15 protein-coding genes and 2 tRNA genes are annotated in these 17,300 nt (G+C 40.7%); 9 read left to right on the forward strand and 8 right to left on the reverse strand.

Annotation, left to right across the window (positions count from 1 at the left end; translation table 11 throughout):
• Positions 1-2 precede the first annotated feature (2 nt).
• Positions 3-863, forward strand: coding sequence for a fructosamine kinase family protein (locus HHO47_RS01290; protein ID WP_169018122.1), 861 nt, complete (start codon positions 3-5; stop codon positions 861-863).
• A 183-nt stretch (positions 864-1,046) separates the two neighbouring features.
• A complete protein-coding gene (locus tag HHO47_RS01295) occupies positions 1,047-1,250 on the forward strand; it encodes a CPXCG motif-containing cysteine-rich protein (RefSeq protein WP_169018124.1) in 204 nt (67 codons plus the stop codon).
• Positions 1,251-1,268: 18 nt separating this feature from the next.
• On the opposite strand, the gene HHO47_RS01300 is transcribed toward HHO47_RS01295, so the two are convergent.
• Positions 1,269-1,898: a riboflavin synthase subunit alpha gene (locus HHO47_RS01300; protein WP_169018126.1), complete on the reverse strand. Its 630-nt coding sequence runs from the start codon at positions 1,896-1,898 to the stop codon at positions 1,269-1,271.
• A gap of 175 nt (positions 1,899-2,073) precedes the next feature.
• Here HHO47_RS01300 and HHO47_RS01305 point away from each other — a divergent pair, with 175 nt between their 5' ends.
• The 5 genes from HHO47_RS01305 to HHO47_RS01325 all read left to right on the forward strand — a co-directional run bounded on the left by HHO47_RS01305 (position 2,074) and on the right by HHO47_RS01325 (position 5,968).
• Positions 2,074-3,426 carry an MATE family efflux transporter gene (locus HHO47_RS01305; RefSeq protein ID WP_169018128.1) on the forward strand — a complete coding sequence of 451 codons (1,353 nt, stop codon included), beginning with the start codon at positions 2,074-2,076 and terminating at the stop codon, positions 3,424-3,426.
• Positions 3,407-4,471 (forward strand): DUF3080 family protein, encoded by a 1,065-nt coding sequence (locus tag HHO47_RS01310; RefSeq protein ID WP_169018130.1) that lies wholly within the window; start codon positions 3,407-3,409, stop codon positions 4,469-4,471. The genes HHO47_RS01305 and HHO47_RS01310 overlap by 20 nt, the downstream gene beginning before the upstream one ends.
• 112 nt (positions 4,472-4,583) lie before the next feature.
• Positions 4,584-4,660, forward strand: a tRNA-Val gene (locus tag HHO47_RS01315).
• A 19-nt stretch (positions 4,661-4,679) separates the two neighbouring features.
• Positions 4,680-4,756, forward strand: a tRNA-Val gene (locus HHO47_RS01320).
• Between the two features lie 321 nt (positions 4,757-5,077).
• Positions 5,078-5,968, forward strand: a complete 891-nt coding sequence (locus HHO47_RS01325; RefSeq protein WP_348981623.1) for a substrate-binding periplasmic protein — start codon at positions 5,078-5,080, stop codon at positions 5,966-5,968.
• 197 nt (positions 5,969-6,165) lie between these two features.
• Here the strand turns inward: HHO47_RS01325 and prpF are convergent, their stop codons facing one another.
• The 5 genes from prpF to HHO47_RS01350 all read right to left on the reverse strand — a co-directional run bounded on the left by prpF (position 6,166) and on the right by HHO47_RS01350 (position 12,900).
• Positions 6,166-7,341 (reverse strand): 2-methylaconitate cis-trans isomerase PrpF, encoded by a 1,176-nt coding sequence (gene prpF / locus HHO47_RS01330; RefSeq protein WP_169018132.1) that lies wholly within the window; start codon positions 7,339-7,341, stop codon positions 6,166-6,168.
• A gap of 9 nt (positions 7,342-7,350) precedes the next feature.
• Positions 7,351-9,957 carry a Fe/S-dependent 2-methylisocitrate dehydratase AcnD gene (gene acnD / locus HHO47_RS01335; RefSeq protein WP_169018134.1) on the reverse strand — a complete coding sequence of 869 codons (2,607 nt, stop codon included), beginning with the start codon at positions 9,955-9,957 and terminating at the stop codon, positions 7,351-7,353.
• A 146-nt stretch (positions 9,958-10,103) separates the two neighbouring features.
• Positions 10,104-11,228, reverse strand: a complete 1,125-nt coding sequence (prpC, locus tag HHO47_RS01340) for a bifunctional 2-methylcitrate synthase/citrate synthase (RefSeq protein WP_169018136.1) — start codon at positions 11,226-11,228, stop codon at positions 10,104-10,106.
• A gap of 24 nt (positions 11,229-11,252) precedes the next feature.
• Positions 11,253-12,125, reverse strand: a complete 873-nt coding sequence (gene prpB, locus HHO47_RS01345) for a methylisocitrate lyase (RefSeq protein WP_169018138.1) — start codon at positions 12,123-12,125, stop codon at positions 11,253-11,255.
• A gap of 70 nt (positions 12,126-12,195) precedes the next feature.
• Entirely contained in the window at positions 12,196-12,900 is a 705-nt protein-coding gene (locus tag HHO47_RS01350; protein ID WP_169018140.1) for a GntR family transcriptional regulator, read from the reverse strand.
• 264 nt (positions 12,901-13,164) lie between these two features.
• Between HHO47_RS01350 and rsmF the strand changes: the two genes are divergently transcribed.
• Together rsmF and HHO47_RS01360 are read left to right on the forward strand one after the other, a co-directional pair.
• The gene (gene rsmF / locus HHO47_RS01355) at positions 13,165-14,601 is read left to right on the forward strand and encodes a 16S rRNA (cytosine(1407)-C(5))-methyltransferase RsmF (RefSeq protein ID WP_169018263.1); all 1,437 of its coding nucleotides are present in this window, start codon (positions 13,165-13,167) and stop codon (positions 14,599-14,601) included.
• A gap of 367 nt (positions 14,602-14,968) precedes the next feature.
• Positions 14,969-15,787, forward strand: coding sequence for a polysaccharide deacetylase family protein (locus tag HHO47_RS01360; RefSeq protein WP_169018142.1), 819 nt, complete (start codon positions 14,969-14,971; stop codon positions 15,785-15,787).
• A gap of 77 nt (positions 15,788-15,864) precedes the next feature.
• Here HHO47_RS01360 and HHO47_RS01365 read toward each other — a convergent pair whose 3' ends face one another.
• Both HHO47_RS01365 and HHO47_RS01370 read right to left on the reverse strand, forming a co-directional pair.
• A complete protein-coding gene (locus HHO47_RS01365; RefSeq protein WP_169018144.1) occupies positions 15,865-16,578 on the reverse strand; it encodes a VpsP family polysaccharide biosynthesis protein in 714 nt (237 codons plus the stop codon).
• Positions 16,571-17,299: a tyrosine-protein phosphatase gene (locus tag HHO47_RS01370; protein ID WP_169018146.1), complete on the reverse strand. Its 729-nt coding sequence runs from the start codon at positions 17,297-17,299 to the stop codon at positions 16,571-16,573. Before HHO47_RS01370 ends, HHO47_RS01365 begins: the two co-directional genes overlap by 8 nt.
• Position 17,300: the final 1 nt, after the last annotated feature.

Below are 17,300 nucleotides of genomic sequence, written 5' to 3' on the forward strand. Positions count from 1 at the left end.
CTATGTGGAATACGGTTAACGAACAGATCAGCCAAGCTATGCATTTTGACTTTAAACACACTATAAAACGCCAACTGCAAAGCCCTAATAGCGATAAACTATTTCAACTCAGTGATGGTATACACCAGTATTTCGTTAAAGTAGCTCATCGTAGTGATTTAGAACGATTTGAAAGCGAAGCCCACAATTTACAACTGCTCACTAAAGAGAGCTTATTTATGGTGCCAGATTGTATCATTACAGGCGCCAATATTGAGTTTTCATTTATCGTTTTAGAGTGGCTAGAACTTGACCAGCAACCTCATACTAACTGGCATACTATGGGTAGCCACCTTGCAAGCCTGCATCTGAAACATCGCCAAGCCATGTTTGGTTTTGATCAGGATAACTTTATTGGCCCAACAACTCAGCCCAATCGCTGGCATAAAAAATGGAATATATTTTTTGCCGAAGAGCGCATTGGCTGGCAACTGCAATTGCTGCATGAAAAAGGCATTGATCTCGTCGATAAAGATGACTTTGTAGCACTGATAAAAGATATGCTGCATAGTCATACCGTACAGCCATCGTTATTGCATGGCGATTTTTGGCGCGGCAACATGGGCTTTATTCACAGTGTGCCCAGTATTTTTTATCCCAGCTGCTATTATGGTGATCGGGAAGTTGATATTGCCATGAGCGAACTGTTTGCTCCTTTACCGGACGCCTTTTACATCGCTTATAACAAGCATTACCCACTAACGCAGGGCTATGAGCAACGTAAATTAATTTACCAGCTTTACCCTATTTTAAATCATGCCAATATCTTTGCCGGCCACTATCTTACTGAAGCAAAACAACAAATAGAACGACTGCTGAAATAAGCTGGTTTTTATTGTCAAATAGATGTCATAAATGAATAAAGCAGACTATATTTAGGTATCGCCTAATATTGAACAACCTCAGCCATGACAGGCGCTAGCGTTCAATTATGGGGAGCATAATCATTTATCAGCAGCGATAAATAATTATCTTTTATTGCTCTGCTTTGTAAGGCTGAATCATTTATGAATAACCAACTCTCACAACGGATCTGCTGCCCACATTGTGGCCATCATATTCATATTACTCTTGATGCCAGTGCTGGCGATCAAGATTACTTTGAAGATTGCGCAGCATGCTGCAACCCTATCCATTTTAATATGCATATTGACTATGCAAACAGTAAGGTAGAGTTACATATTGATAGCGATGACGAACAAATTTTTTAGTCTAGTGCCTATATTTGACTATGGCGCCTGCTGCCGTAAGTAATTTTCGACCGTATTGATGATGGTATAAGTTTGTTGATCAACTTCAATATTTAGCGCATCACCAATTGCAGCTTTACCAATATTGGTAATAGCTAACGTCTCTGGGATCAAATGTAGCCAAAAGCCCTGTTCATCGGTTTCACCTACCGTGAGACTTGCCCCATTGACTGCTACAAAACCTTTATACATCACATACTTTTGCCATTTACTCGGTAAGCACAACTGTATTTTACAATTATCTTGTGTATGAATAATATTTTCAATCTGGGCAGTGCAGTGAATGTGACCAGATACAATATGCCCACCTAACTCAGTACCAAAAGTCATCGAGCGCTCATAGTTAACGGAACTGCCAGCAATAAGCTTTCCTAAATTAGTTAACTGTAATGTTTCGTCAATTACATCATAATGAACCTGAGCAAGCGGTTGATCAGAAATATTTTCTACTTTAACAACCGTTAAACAGCAACCATTAATGGCAACGCTGGCACCTAACTCAAGTTTTGTAACATATTGCTTTGCAACAGCGAGCACTAAACGCATCACACCTTGCTGCTGGTTCGTTGAAATCACCGTTGCTTGTGTTTGCACAATTCCTGTAAACATAAATCAATTCATCCTTTATTACCTAAACTGGATACTCTTATATTATTTCACGCTTTAGTGTACTCGCACCACATCATTGTTACTGTAACCAATAACATTAACTGATCGCTATAATTTTTGATTCTGTGCTTTATCGATTACACTATCTGCCTCTTCAGTTTACGTAGTAAGTGATATGACTTTTTGTAGTTGGGAAGCCAAACGGTTAGTTTCTCTGGCAATCCCCGTTTTTTTAGCACAAGTTACCTTAGTTTTAATGTCAGTGGTCGACACCATCATGGCAGGGCAAGTGAGTCCTACCGATTTAGCCGCATTGTCAATTGCAACCGGCGTATGGAACCCCGCCATGCTTGCCCTGCAAGGTATATTATTAGCCCTGACTGGCATTATTGCGCAATTTTCTGGCGCTAACGATAAAACCGGCATCAGCCATTACTTTCAACAAGGCTTATATCTGGCGGGCGTGTTAAGCGTATTTGGTTTATCCATCGCCTACTTTGCTGACGTTATCATTCTAAAACTTGATACCAGCCCCGCTATTGCCAATATGGCTTATGACTATATTCATTATGTAAAATGGGGCATTGGTGGATTTTTAGTATTCAGTGTTTATCGAAATATTACCGAAGGCATGGGGATGACAAAACCGGCTTTTTATATCAGTTTGATTGGTTTAGCCATCAATATCCCAGCCAACTATGTGTTTATTCACGGTATGTTTGGTATGCCAGCACTCGGCGGCGCAGGCTGTGGGATTGGCACAGCATTGGTATTTACTGCAATGGCCATCGCACAAATTATTTATTGCCAGTTAAGTAAAAAAGTAGATGCTAAAGGGCTACTCGCTAATTTTAAAGCACCACAGATAGCGACAATGTGGACCATTACTAAAGTCGGTATTCCTATTTCACTGGCGACATTTTTTGAAGTTACTTTGTTTGCCTGTATTCCTTTATTTATTGCGCATTTAGGTGCAGTTGCGGTTGCTGGGCACCAAATCGCAGCCAGTGTCACCACCCTACTCTTTATGATGCCACTGAGCCTATCTATCGCCATCAGTATTCGTATTGGTAACTTGTATGGGCAAAATCACTTTGAGCAGCTCAAAAAAGCTATTTCAACAAGCTATATTTTAGCTATGATCATTGCCTTTATACTTGCTGCTATCACCTTTTTTGGCCGCGACGTGATCAGTCAACTCTATACTGACGACGCTCGTGTTATTACCTTAGCAACGTCAATCATGATTCTAGCGTGTATTTATCAACTACCCGACGCTTTGCAAGTTGCCGCAAATGGCATTCTAAGAGGTTTAAAACACACCGCGCCGATTTCGTACATTACGTTTATTTCATACTGGCTAATAGGCTTCGCATTAGGCTATGTTTTAGCACGCACTGATTTAATCGTTCCAGCTATGGGCCCGCACGGTTTTTGGATAGGTATTATTGTTGGTTTAACGGTAGCTGCAATTCTATTAATGTTAACCGTTGCTAAGCGCTTTAAACGTGAACCATTTATTCAATAGCTATACAAAAACGTTAGGTAAGCAAAATCAGCTTTTTGCTTACCTAATCCTATTTGCCTCAATACTACTTACTACTGGTTGTAGCGAGCAGCCTAGTGATATAAATTTTGAATACCAAGCCCGACTAGCCAATACGTTAGAATCCCCTGTAGCAAAGCACATTGAGCTTAAAAATATAGCGTTAAACAAGCCGAAAACTTTAGTCACTCAAACAAAGCAACAAGTAAGTATTTTGCAATTAGCACAACTGAACTCATGTGCATTGAGTACCTTAATCGCCGAACACAACTCTCAATTAGGTAAAGTAGCCACACCCGCGACAGACTTAATTTATCAAATAGAGTTCATAAAGGCCGCCCCTGCTTGTTTGCAAACACTTGATAAAAAATCTAATAGTTATCAACAAATAAAGGTAGCTCTAGAACAAAAACAAGCGCAGTTAGCTGCGTATTTTGCACAATTTTTATACGCAAGCGCTGAGATCAAAAATAGTTGGCAACTCACTCATTATGAACTCAATACCAATCTTAACGGCTTGGTGGAAACAGAGCTTGCTTTGAAGAACTTAACGACTATACAGAAACAAATAAACACCAAACAATATCAGCAAATTAAAACACACCATATTTATAAAAGCTTAGAGCAGTTAAATCGTTTTAACTTTAATCAAGCGCTTATCACAGCTGTTAGAAAGCAAACACAACTAAATAACTTAACCACCCAGTACCTTGCAGATATTGAATTAAAAAGCCTTTGTAACCCAATAAAAAATAAAAAACAGGCACAGATTATCAGCAATGTATTTAAAAAATACTACCTAGAGCAGTTACAGCCCTATCAAGCGCAACTCACTGGCGCTCTTGAGCGACTAATGCCCTACTACCAAACACTTTGGTTGGAGAACAGCCTTGTAGATAAAGCGGTGGCTCCCTTATTACAACCCAATCAACCCAGCAACTTACTTACCAGCTTAAAAAAATCTGCCAAAACACACGTTATTTGGTGGCAAAAGTTTTATAAAACGTGTGAAATCAGCCCAATATGAATAAAAAAACGGCAAACGAACTAAAAAAAGCGTTTCTCGCTTGATTCACTCAAGCGCACGCTATATATTAGCGACCGTTGTTAAACAATTAACAGTCACTTAAATTTATGATACGACCGTAGCTCAGTTGGTTAGAGCGCTACCTTGACATGGTAGAGGTCGGTGGTTCGAATCCACTCGGTCGTACCAAATTTAAGAATTTTATCGTACGACCGTAGCTCAGTTGGTTAGAGCGCTACCTTGACATGGTAGAGGTCGGTGGTTCGAATCCACTCGGTCGTACCAATCTTAATCACTAATATCCTCAATTCGTAAACCTTAGCTCAGTTGATTAGCGCACTACCTACTCCTTATGCCCCACGCCGAAATCGGTGGTTCGAATCCACTCGGTCGTACCAATTTTTTACAACCAATAATAGACTTATACCCTACTTTATAATTAATCAGATCGTTCATGATTATGAATTTCGTATTAGCCTAAATAACAGTCAAAATTAAAAAGGCTTCGTTAATCAATAATAAACTTGTTTCAAAATCATATAGGTCTAAGCTTAGATTAGTAATATTGTTTAAACTCTGAGAGCTAAAGTGATCAAAAGCCTCCTCGTGTTACTATTTTTTTGCAGCCTAAGCTACGCGGCTGTACCCGATGTAACCTATCAAGAAGACACTAATTTAATAACAATTAAGGGTGAACTTACACCTAATGGATATGGTTATAATTTATCTGCAAATAAGATATTGAGATTAGTCACCCTGAATTGGCCACCCTATATTGATGAATCAATGTGTAATTTTGGCTGGGTCTATCAATTAACCGTGACTATATTAGTAAAGAATGACTATGGCGTTTTAATAGAGTTTTACCCATGGGCAAGGGCTATTCGTGAAGCTGAATTAGGCAAAGCCGATATACTATTTCCTGAATACTTTATAGCAGATTTCGAGCTTTCTGATAACGTAGTAAACACAACTCGCAATCAGTTACTTGCATTATCAGAGGCTATTCCGGGTGGAGACTTATCTCTTATCACACTAAAAGATTCCAATATCAAATATAATGGCTCTATACAATCAATCAGAGACCTCGTCATAGGCATAATCAGATCATACAAAAATACTATAGAATTAGATCAAAGAATTGCCTCTAATGAAATAGCCTCTATTGTAGTGAATAATGAATTTCAATTAGCTAACTTATTAATTAATAAACGTGCTGACCTAATTGTCGCAGATTTAAATTCACTGTTAGGTAATATAAAAAAGTCTCACTTACCCGAACAGCAAAAACAAATAATAAATAGTTCACTTGTTGCTCTGGAGCCAAGCTTAGACTACAAATTTCTTCATTACTCGGTTAGTAGACAAAAACCTAACTGGCAAAAGGTGCTTAACAGTATTAATGAAGAAATAACTAAAATGTCTGATAGTGGAATGCTCGAAATGTTTATCAAACAAAAAAAAAGTGAATGTCATAATAAAAAAACCACCTTATAGATAAGGTGGTTCAAACTAGCTTTAGAACAGTGACTCACAATATCCACCAAGTCTATAAAATACTATTGAACTCTGTAGTCAAATATTTTCAGGGTTTACAGAGCAAATTTATGAGCCAAGCACGGTGCTATTGCAAACCAATCCAACGTAGCTAGAAAACAACCTCTAAAGATAAGCTCAGATTAAGGTCTATTGAGTTAAATAATACTTGGTACGTGCACCGCTCCTTCCATTAGCACACGAGCACTGCGGCTCATGCTAGCCTTACTTACATGCCATTGCTCATGTACCACAACCGCCTCTGCACCCACTTTTAACGTACCTGAAGGATGGCCAAAGTTAACTTCATTAATAGCCCCCCCACCAGCGGCTAAATTCACTAATGTTCCTTCAACTGCCGCAGCCGTACCAATGGCTACAGCGGCAGTACCCATCATGGCATGATGTAGTTTTCCCATCGACATGGCACGGACTAACAAATCTATGTCACTTGCATTAACCTGCTTACCACTGGAGGATTTATAATCATGTGGTGCAGCCACAAATGCCACTTTAGGTGTGTGTTGGCGTGCTTGTGCTTCGTTAATATTATTAATTAAGCCCATTTTTACTGCGCCATGGGCTCGAATACTTTCAAGCTTAGTGAGTGCTGCTTCATCAGCGTTTATGTCATCTTGTAGTTCAGTACCGGTATAACCAATATCATGCGCATTAACAAAAATAGTAGGGATACCCGCGTTGATCATAGTGGCTCTAAGTACACCAAACTCAGGAACTACTAGTTCATCTACCACATTGCCTGTTGGAAATAGCGCACCATCGCCATCCGCTGGATCGATAAACTCTAATTTCACCTCAGCGGCGGGAAATGTCACCCCGTCGAGTTCAAAGTCACCCGTTTCTTGTACTTCACCGTTGGTCATTGGCACATGCACTAAAATGCTTTTTTTAATATTAGCTTGCCAAATTCGCACTATAGCCACACCGTTTTCTGGAATACGGCTAGCATCAACAAGACCATTATTAATTGCAAATGAACCAACCGCAGAGGTTAAATTGCCGCAGTTCCCGCTCCAATCAACAAACGCTTTATCAATAGCAACTTGACCAAATAAGTAATCAACATCGTGATCAGCTTGCTCACTTTTACTTAAAATAACGGTTTTACTGGTACTAGAAGTAGCCCCCCCCATACCATCGGTTTGTTTGCCATATGGATCTGGGCTACCAATCACTCGTAGCAATAAATTATCTCGCACAGAACCGGCGACTTGTGCAGCCTCTGGTAAATCGCTTAGATTAAAGAATACCCCTTTGCTAGTGCCACCGCGCATATAGGTGGCAGGTACTTTAATTTGTGGTTTAAATGTCATTATTGTTCCTTATGCGCTTTGGCTAGCTTCTAAAAAATCTTGAGCAAAGCGTTGTAATACACCACCTGCAGCATAAATTGATAGCTCTTCTTGAGTATCAATACGGCACTTTGTTGCAACGCTAACTACATCACCATTTGCACGAGTAATGGTTAGATTAACCTCGCTGCCCGGTGATAATTCACCTCCAACATCGTAACTTTCACTGCCATCTAGCTTGAGTGTTTTACGGGTGGTGCCCGCTTTAAATTCCAGCGGTAATACGCCCATACCAATTAAGTTAGTACGATGTATGCGTTCAAAACCTTCTGCAGCAATAACTTCAACGCCTGCTAAACGCACGCCTTTGGCTGCCCAATCACGTGACGAACCTTGGCCATAATCAGCCCCTGCAACAATAATTAATGGTTGTTTGCGCTGCATATAGGTTTCGATTGCTTCCCACATCCGAGTAACTGTGCCCTCAGGCTCAATACGGGCATAAGAGCCTTGTTTCACCTCGCCATTTTCTAGCACCATTTCATTAAGTAATTTAGGATTAGCAAAGGTTGCACGCTGCGCAGTTAAATGATCGCCACGATGGGTTGCATACGAGTTAAAGTCTTCTTCTGGCACACCCATATGGGTTAAATATTCGCCTGCTGCGCTACTTGCCATAATCGCGTTAGACGGTGATAAATGATCAGTGGTAATGTTATCGCCAAGTACCGCCAATGCGCGCATGCCTTTCATGGTACGCTCACCAGCGAGTGCACCTTCCCAATATGGCGGGCGACGAATATAAGTACTTTCTGGACGCCAATCATAAAGTGGATCGTTATCTTCACCGTAATCAACGGTTAAATTAAACATCGGCTCGTAAACCTTCTTATACTGCTCAGGTTTTACGCTTTGTTTAATCACTGCATCAATCTCTTCATCTGATGGCCAAATATCTTTTAAGGTTACGTCATTGCCCTGTTGATCTTGTCCGAGTATGTCTTTTTCAATATCAAAACGAATAGTGCCTGCAATGGCATAGGCAACGACTAATGGCGGAGACGCTAAAAATGCTTGCTTAGCGTACGGATGAATACGGCCATCAAAATTACGATTACCAGAGAGCACAGCCGTGGCGTATAAGTCGCGGTCTATCACTTCTTGTTGAATAACGGGATCAAGCGCCCCACTCATACCGTTGCACGTAGTGCACGCAAAGCCAACAATACCAAAACCAAGTTGCTCTAATTCTGATAGTAATTTGGCATCTTCAAGATACGATTGCACCGTTTTTGAGCCCGGTGCTAATGAGGTTTTAACCCATGGCTTGCGAGTTAAGCCCTTGGCATTTGCATTACGCGCAATAAGACCAGCTGCAATGACGTTACGTGGGTTGCTGGTATTCGTACAACTAGTGATAGCAGCAATAATACAGGCACCGTCTGGCATTAAACCTTCTTCATTTTCAACAACCCCAGAGATCCCCTGCGCTGCCAAGTCACTGGTTGAAACACGGCGATGCGGATTTGACGGTCCAGCAATGTTGCGGCCAACGCTTGATAAATCAAATTTTAATACCCGATCATACTGCGCTGTTTTTAGGCTGTCGCTCCACAGACCGGTGGTTTTTGCGTAATTTTCAACTAAGGCAATTTGCGCTTCGTCACGCCCTGTTAGGCGCAAGTAATCAATGGTCATCTGGTCGATATAAAACATCGCTGCGGTGGCACCAAATTCTGGTGTCATGTTTGAAATCGTAGCGCGATCGCCTAATGTCAATGCATCAGCGCCTTCACCGTAAAACTCTAAATACGTTGATACCACGCGTTGCTCACGTAAAAACTCCGTAATTGCTAATACAATATCTGTTGCAGTAATGCCTGGTTGGCGCTTACCGATGAGTTCGACTCCTACAATATCAGGCAAACGCATATAAGAGGCGCGGCCAAGCATCACGCTTTCGGCTTCAAGGCCGCCAACACCAACGGCAATGACACCTAACGCATCAACATGCGGTGTGTGGCTATCAGTTCCAACTAAGGTATCAGGAAAAGCAATCCCATCGCGGTTTTGGATCACCGGCGACATTTTTTCAAGATTGATTTGATGCATAATGCCATTACCAGGTGGGATCACATCAATATTTTTAAACGCCGTTTTGGTCCAATTAATAAAGTGGAAACGGTCATCGTTACGTCTGTCTTCAATGGCGCGATTTTTCTCAAAAGCATCAGGATCAAACCCTGCATGCTCAACGGCTAATGAGTGATCAACAATTAGCTGTGTAGGGACTACTGGGTTAACTTTGGCTGGATCGCCGCCTTTGGCTGCAATGGCATCACGCAAGCCAGCTAAATCAACCAGCGCTGTTTGTCCCAAAATATCGTGACAGACGACCCGCGCGGGATACCAAGGAAAATCTAAATCTTGTTTGCGCTCAATTAGCTGCGACAGTGCCGCAGTTAGCATTTGTGGCTCACAGCGGCGTACTAAATTCTCTGCTAAAACACGTGATGTATAAGGTAAGGCTGCATACGCACCTGCTTTAATTTCATCAACTGCAGCTTGGGTGTCAAAATAATCGACATTAGAGTTAGGTAAGGGTTTTCTGTATTTAGTATTGTTTATGATAGTCATTACAAGACTCGCTAATTTGATGACGGTGGTCGCACACGTATAGTGTGTTTAAGGGATGTATAAAAAAAGAGGCCTTAAAAACTATGCGCTAGTGGCAATGTGCAAAAAATAAAAGGTGAGCGTACTTTCGCCCACCTTTAATAGCCTTAACGTGATTCGATTGGCGTATAACTACGCGCTTCTGGCCCAGTGTAATCGGCACTTGGGCGAATAATACGGTTATTAGCACGTTGTTCTTTTACGTGAGCTGTCCAACCTGTTACTCGGCTCATTACAAAGATAGGGGTGAATAATTTAGTTGGAATACCCATAAAGTGGTACGCCGATGCATGGAAAAAGTCCGCGTTACAAAATAACTTTTTCTCACGCCACATAATTTCTTCACAACGAACAGACACTGGGTAAAGCACATCGTCACCCACTTCTGCGGCTAATTTTTCAGACCACTTTTTAATGATCACATTACGTGGATCTGATTCGCGATAAATTGCATGGCCAAAGCCCATAATTTTATCTTTACGCTCCAGCATGCCCATGATCTCTTGCTCTGCGTGGTCTGCATCTTTAAAGCCTTCAATCATATCCATTGCCGCTTCATTCGCACCGCCATGTAATGGGCCACGTAACGTACCAATAGCACCCGTTACACAAGAGTGAATGTCAGATAATGTTGATGCACAAACGCGACCAGTAAAGGTTGAAGCATTAAATTCATGCTCTGCGTATAAAATAAGTGATACATTCATCACTTGTGCAAACAGCTCTGACGGCGCTTTATCGTGTAATAGCGTTAAAAAATGTGCGCCAACTGAGTCATCATCAGTTTGTGTTTCAATACGCACTCCGTCGTGACTGAAACGATACCAATAACAAATAATACTTGGGAATACTGCAACCATGCGGTCAATAGCATCGTTTGCTTCGCTAAAGTCATTTTCCATTTCAAGGTTACCTAGCATAGAACAGCCTGTACGCATTACATCCATTGGGTGCGCGTCTTTTGGAATATTCTCAAGTACAGTTTTCAGCGCCGTTGGTAAACCACGTAGACTTTTTAATTTAGCTTTGTATTCGCTAAGCTCTGCTGAGGTCGGTAATTCACCGCGCGAAAGCAAAAAAGATACTTCTTCAAACTGCGCTTTTTCAGCAAGCTCTGCAATGTCGTAACCACAATACGTTAAACCTGACCCCGTTTGCCCTACTGTACATAATGCCGTTTGACCCGCTACTTGACCACGTAAACCTGCGCCGCCTAATGCTTTATCTACCATGTGTGCTCTCCTTAAATGTTGTGATTATTTATTTGCTGAAAAAAGGTTATCGAGTGTATTTTCATACGAGTGATAATCTAAAAAGTCATACAGTTCAGCACGTGTTTGCATATTCTCAATTTGGCTTTGCTGAGACCCTTCATTTAAAATTGCTGAATACACGTTAAGTGCCGCTTTATTCATTGCTCTGAACGCGCTAAGTGGGTAAAGCACCATGTCTACGCCTACATCACTTAGTTGCTCTTTTGTATAAATTGGCGTTTGGCCAAATTCAGTAATGTTAGCCAAAATTGGCACGTTGATCGCTTTAGTAAATGCTTGATAATCAGCAAGGTCATGCACAGCTTCTGCAAATATCGCATCTGCACCTGCTTCAACACAGGCCGCAGCACGGTCAATCGCGGCATTTAAACCCTCTTTTTGAAACGCATCAGTACGCGCCATAATATAAAAATCGCTGTCAGTTTTGGCATCCACGGCGGCTTTAATTCGGTCAACCATCTCGCTTTGTGTAACTATTTCTTTATTAGGGCGATGACCACAACGCTTTTGTGCTACCTGGTCTTCAATATGAAACCCCGCCGCACCGGCTTTAGTCATCTCTTTCACTGTGCGAGCAATATTAAATGCCCCGCCCCAACCTGTATCAGCATCAACTAATAATGGTAAATCGCTAGCACCGGTAATACGGCGAATATCTTCAAGTACGTTATCAAGGCTGGTCATACCTAGATCTGGCATACCAAATGAAGCATTCGCAACACCTGCTCCTGATAGGTAAATTGCTTGATGACCCATTTTTTCAGCCATCATCGCCGTGTAAGCGTTGATTGTGCCGACCACTTGTAATGGATGATTATTGGCAATCGCCTGTTTAAATTTTAATCCTGCTGACATTACATTCTCCTAACTTTGAACGGGTTGCTTTATGACAACTTGTATTTTTTAATGGTTTAATATGACATTTTTACTGCTCCGCGCGCTCATTTTGCGCGGCATGTAAATTAAACTTCGTTTGTATATTGGCTTGCGATGCACTGATATGGCGCTTCATCAATAACTCAGCTAATTCCCCATCATGGTTTTCAATCGCATTAATAATGGCTAAGTGCTCATCAAACGCTTTTGATACGCGCGGCCCAACCATACCCATTTGCACACGATACATACGAATTAGCTGATAAAGCCCGTTACTCAATAAATGAATAAGGTGGTCGTTTTTACTGCCTTTAATAATGCGATAATGAAAATCCAGATCGCCGGCTTCTTGATAGTAAGACTCCCCCTCTTTTACACGTTGTGTTTTCAGATGCTGATTAAGTAATTGCTTTAAACTTTGTACTTCATCGGCTGCCATATTGTCGGCAGCTAAACGACACGCTAAACCTTCAAGCGCACTGCGGACTTGATATACTTCGATTAAACGTTCAGCTGTAAGTGCCACAACACGACAACCCACATTTGCTTTACGCTCAACCAAATAACAACTTTCAAGGCGATTAAGCGCTTCACGAAGCGTTGCACGGCTTACACCATAACGCTTTGCCAGCTCTGGCTCGGATATCTTGCTACCTTGTACAATACTGCCTTCGACAATTTCTCGACGCATATCGACAAATACCTGATCTGAAGCGGTAGTAATAGGTGTTTCACTAAAAGCATCTTGCGTCATTGTTCACCCCCCAAGATTGTCGACAATTTATGAATACACTATGGTCTTTAGCTGTAAATGTGTCAACCCTAAATCAGTAAAAACTGCGTTTAAAAACGGCCATTGTCGACATAAGTATAATAAATAATGTTTAAAAACACTTAAAACACACATTGAGGCACCAAGTGTCGACAGGGTTGCATTCTTTAAAAGATTATTTAAGGCACTGCTCTGAGCCACTAATAATGCTAGAATACAACTTTAAAATTCTCTGTGAGCACTGCCTTGGACGCCAATACCTATATTCCCCAGCATTTTATAGATGACGTAAACACCTATTTACCAGCACACCTAACACTGGATGGCTTTCTCAATGCTTGTCGCAGACCACTGCGTAAATCTGTACGTGTCAATACGCTTAAAATGTCGGTTGAGGATTTTCAGCGGTATGCTCTTGATAAAGACTGGACATTAAGCCCAATCCCATGGTGTAGCGAAGGTTTTTGGTTAGAGCGCAGTGAACATGAAGAACAAGCTCTGGCATTGGGTAACACGGATCTACATTTAAGTGGCGCTATGTATGTACAAGAAGCCAGTTCGATGCTGCCACCAATGGCACTCAAAGAGTCATTAATTAATGCAACACATGTGCTCGACATGGCATCCGCTCCTGGCTCTAAAACTTCACAATTAGCAGCATTAATGAATAATCACGGGGTATTGGTTGCCAATGAATTGTCGTCATCTCGTTTAAAAGTACTCAGCGCAACCTTAAAGCGCATGGGAGTTGGCAATTGTGCATTGTCACATTTTGATGGGGCTATTTTTGGCGATTATATGTATGAATGCTTTGACAGCATTTTACTCGATGCCCCATGCTCTGGCGAAGGTACGGTTCGAAAAGATGCCGATGCCTTAAAGAATTGGTCGATTGAGTCAAACATTGATATTGCCAAAGTGCAAAAAAACTTAATAAAAAGCGCTTTCTATGCATTAAAACCAGGCGGTACATTAGTCTATTCAACCTGTACTTTAACTCCGCTCGAAAATCAGCAAGTGTGCGAATATCTTCTCACTGAGTTTGCAGAGCATCTTGAAATACAACCATTAGATAATTTGTTTGCAGGTGCAGAGCAAGCCACAACCAGCGAAGGCTATTTGCATGTCTGGCCGCAAACATTCGACAGCGAAGGTTTTTTTATTGCTAAGTTTAAAAAACGCGCTAGCTGCGATAACCCTGATCAAAAAGTAAAAAAGGGGGCATTCCCTTTTCAACCGTTTGACAAAAAATCCAGCCAAACATTTTACACTGAGTTAAAAAAACAATTTGAGCTAACATCACTCAGCGGCATACTAATGCAGCGCGATAAAGAGCTGTGGCTATTTCCTGAGCAGTTTACCGCCATTGAAAACAAAATAAAATACGCGCGACTTGGTATCCACTTGGGCATGATCCACAAAAATGGCGTACGCCTTAATCACGAATTTGCCACCGTATTTGGTAGCCAATGTAAGGCCAATGTAATTGCACTCAATAACGAGCAAGCCAATGACTACTTTCAAGGTAAAGATATTCGTTTAAGCGAGCCTAGCAACGCACGTGGCGAAGTTGTTTTAACCCTGTGTGGCTGCCCTATCGGGCTTGGGAAATGGCAAAAAAATAAAATTAAAAACTCCTTACCACGAGATTTAGTACAAAACACTCAACTGATCAGCTGGTGATAATAATAAGGTGTGGATAAGTTGGCAACAACCAATGTATAAAATTTAAACTTTTCGCTTCATTTTAAGACAAACAGTTGTTTTATAAGCAGTATAAAAAGCCATCATTTATTGGGTTTTTTACATATGTTAACTACACTTAATATTACTTTCTACTTCTCCCTTAATGAACTTAGAAGGTGTTTTTAAAGTTAGCGCAGGCTCATTAGAGCCATCCCCTAAGCCCAGAACAATACGGATTCGTTCTGGGCTTTTTTTGCCTGTAAATCAGCTATCGTCTTGAAATTTATTCAGTCACCCATGTACTCATTGCTTTATTACACATAACTTGTTTTTATATATAGACTCAGAAAATGTAAGGACTACCATGTTTAAAATATCTTCATTGATCATGACTATTTCAGTACTGTCATTTTCTATTATTGCCAATCCTGAGCCACAAGAATACCTTGGTTTTAATTACCCGCATAAAGCGCAAAATGCTGTGAGTATCACGTTTGATGATGCCCGTCACAGCCAAGTCGATGTTGGCACTGCGATTTTGAACAAGTACCAAGTCAAAGCAACTTTTTATGTTTCCCCTTTTAACGTTAAGCAGCGTCTAACTCAGTGGCAAGACGCGGTAAAATCGGGCCATGAAATTGCAAATCATACTAGCAGTCATGCCTGTACTGGTAACTTTGAATGGTTACGTAAAAAAAATCTGTCACTAGAAGAAACCAGCCTCGCTTGGCTTGAAAATGATATTCTCAGTGCACAAACTTATTTAACACAGCAATTAGGCGTAACTCCTCGCGCCTTTGCTTATCCGTGCGGTAATACATTTGTTGGCCGGGGCATCAATACCAAAAGCTACGTGCCTTTAATCGCTAAACATTTTGACAGCGGCCGAACTTGGTTAGATGAATCAGCTAACAATCCTAACTTTACAGATTTTGCACAGCTAACAGGGCTTAGAATTGACGGTATGAGTTTTGATGAAATCATTACTATGCTGGAGCAATTACGAGAAAATAATGCCTGGTTGATTTTAGCAGGCCATGAAATTGGTAACGGAGATCAATATACCACAGACGCAAAAGTACTCGAGCAATTGCTGATGTATCTGAAAGACCCTGCTAACGGCTATTGGTTAGATACAGTAAGTAACGTGGGGGATTATGTTAATGCACAACGTGAAAAGTAGATTAACTTCAACGCAGTTAGCGCTAAAAATAGCTTCAATACGAGCTGAATAGTTACACCAAAATAAAGATTAAGCAATTAGTCGCAATATTTTTTAAACATGTACGTGTTTCTAACCGCTTCAAAATGAGCACCGAATTGAAGTGATAAACACACTATTGGTAAGCGGTTCATTTGCTTAGCCATACTAAAAACATTATTAAATTTATAACCATATTTAGAGGCTAATTTAAGCTCATTCACATAAAGGGCTTTATAGACTGGTGGTAAATCGCTCCAATGCATTAAAGCTATTTGAATAACACCTAAATGAACATCTAACTTATAAGGACCGACTTTTTTTGCTTGCTGAATATAGTCATACACGCGATCAGTAGGTCCTTCTTGATAACTTACTACTTGGGCCAAAGCAATCCAAGTTTGCGGCCAAGTTTGCCTAAGCGAAACCGACTTTAATAATGCTTGTTCAATTTGTTGGTAAGTTTGCTGTACATACTCTGATTGCTTACTTGATGTTGTATCAATACCGGCTAAACCTAGCATTTTTATATGAGCTAAAAAATGCCAATAATGAGGATGCTCAGGATCCATAGTAGTGGCTAAAGTAATTGCATTTTCTGCAGCTTTAAACGATGAACCAGACAAAGCGCCATCCGATTCTTGCACAATATTAAGCGCATTAAAGTACCACGCATTTGCACGCATACTTTGCATACTCGTATAAACAATTACAAGCACTATCATGCCTAAAATAACAGCAGGAACGACCTTGAGCATATTTAATTTAGTCATTAAATATACACTCTGTTAGTTCCTGCGGATTAGTTAAAAAAAGCGCAGTGGCCTGCTCTTCACCTATTAATTGCGTTACTGTATTTTTAGCTTTGCTTAAAATAGGAGGTCGACGTTTTACTGAATGGGCATCAGAGGCAACATAGCTCACTAAACCATCTTTTAACATTTGCAAAGATATTGCTTGAGCACTTTCACCCCACTCGCCTTCAATACTCGATGCTGTTAATTGAAAATCACAGCCTAATTTCTTTAAGTGTTGAATATAAAAGAGATTTGATTGAATATCGCGATTGCGTTCTGGATGCGGAATAATAGCCCGTATATTTTTTTTGGCGAGCCACTGTATAAACTTATCGTAGCCTTGTGGCATATGTGAATGTGGTAACTCTAGTAATAAAACGTTTTTATCCGCTATTTTACCAATAAAAGGCAGTTTATTAGCCATAACCATTGCCATGAGCTCTACGTCTAAACGCACCTCAGCAGCAGCAGCTAACTTAACTTTAATCCCTTCATTTTTTGCATGCTGCTGTAAGTTTGCCAAATCGTCATAAATATGAGAAATCAAATTATTGAATCGGCCTACATGTATATGTGGTGTCGCCACCATCTGAGTAATACCATCATTCTCAGCCAACTTTAAAAGCGCTAAAGATTCAGCTAAATCTTTAGCGCCATCATCAATACCCGGCAAAATATGTGTATGAATATCAATCATA

Source organism: Pseudoalteromonas arctica, assembly GCF_012927645.1.
Taxonomy (GTDB): domain Bacteria; phylum Pseudomonadota; class Gammaproteobacteria; order Enterobacterales; family Alteromonadaceae; genus Pseudoalteromonas; species Pseudoalteromonas arctica_A.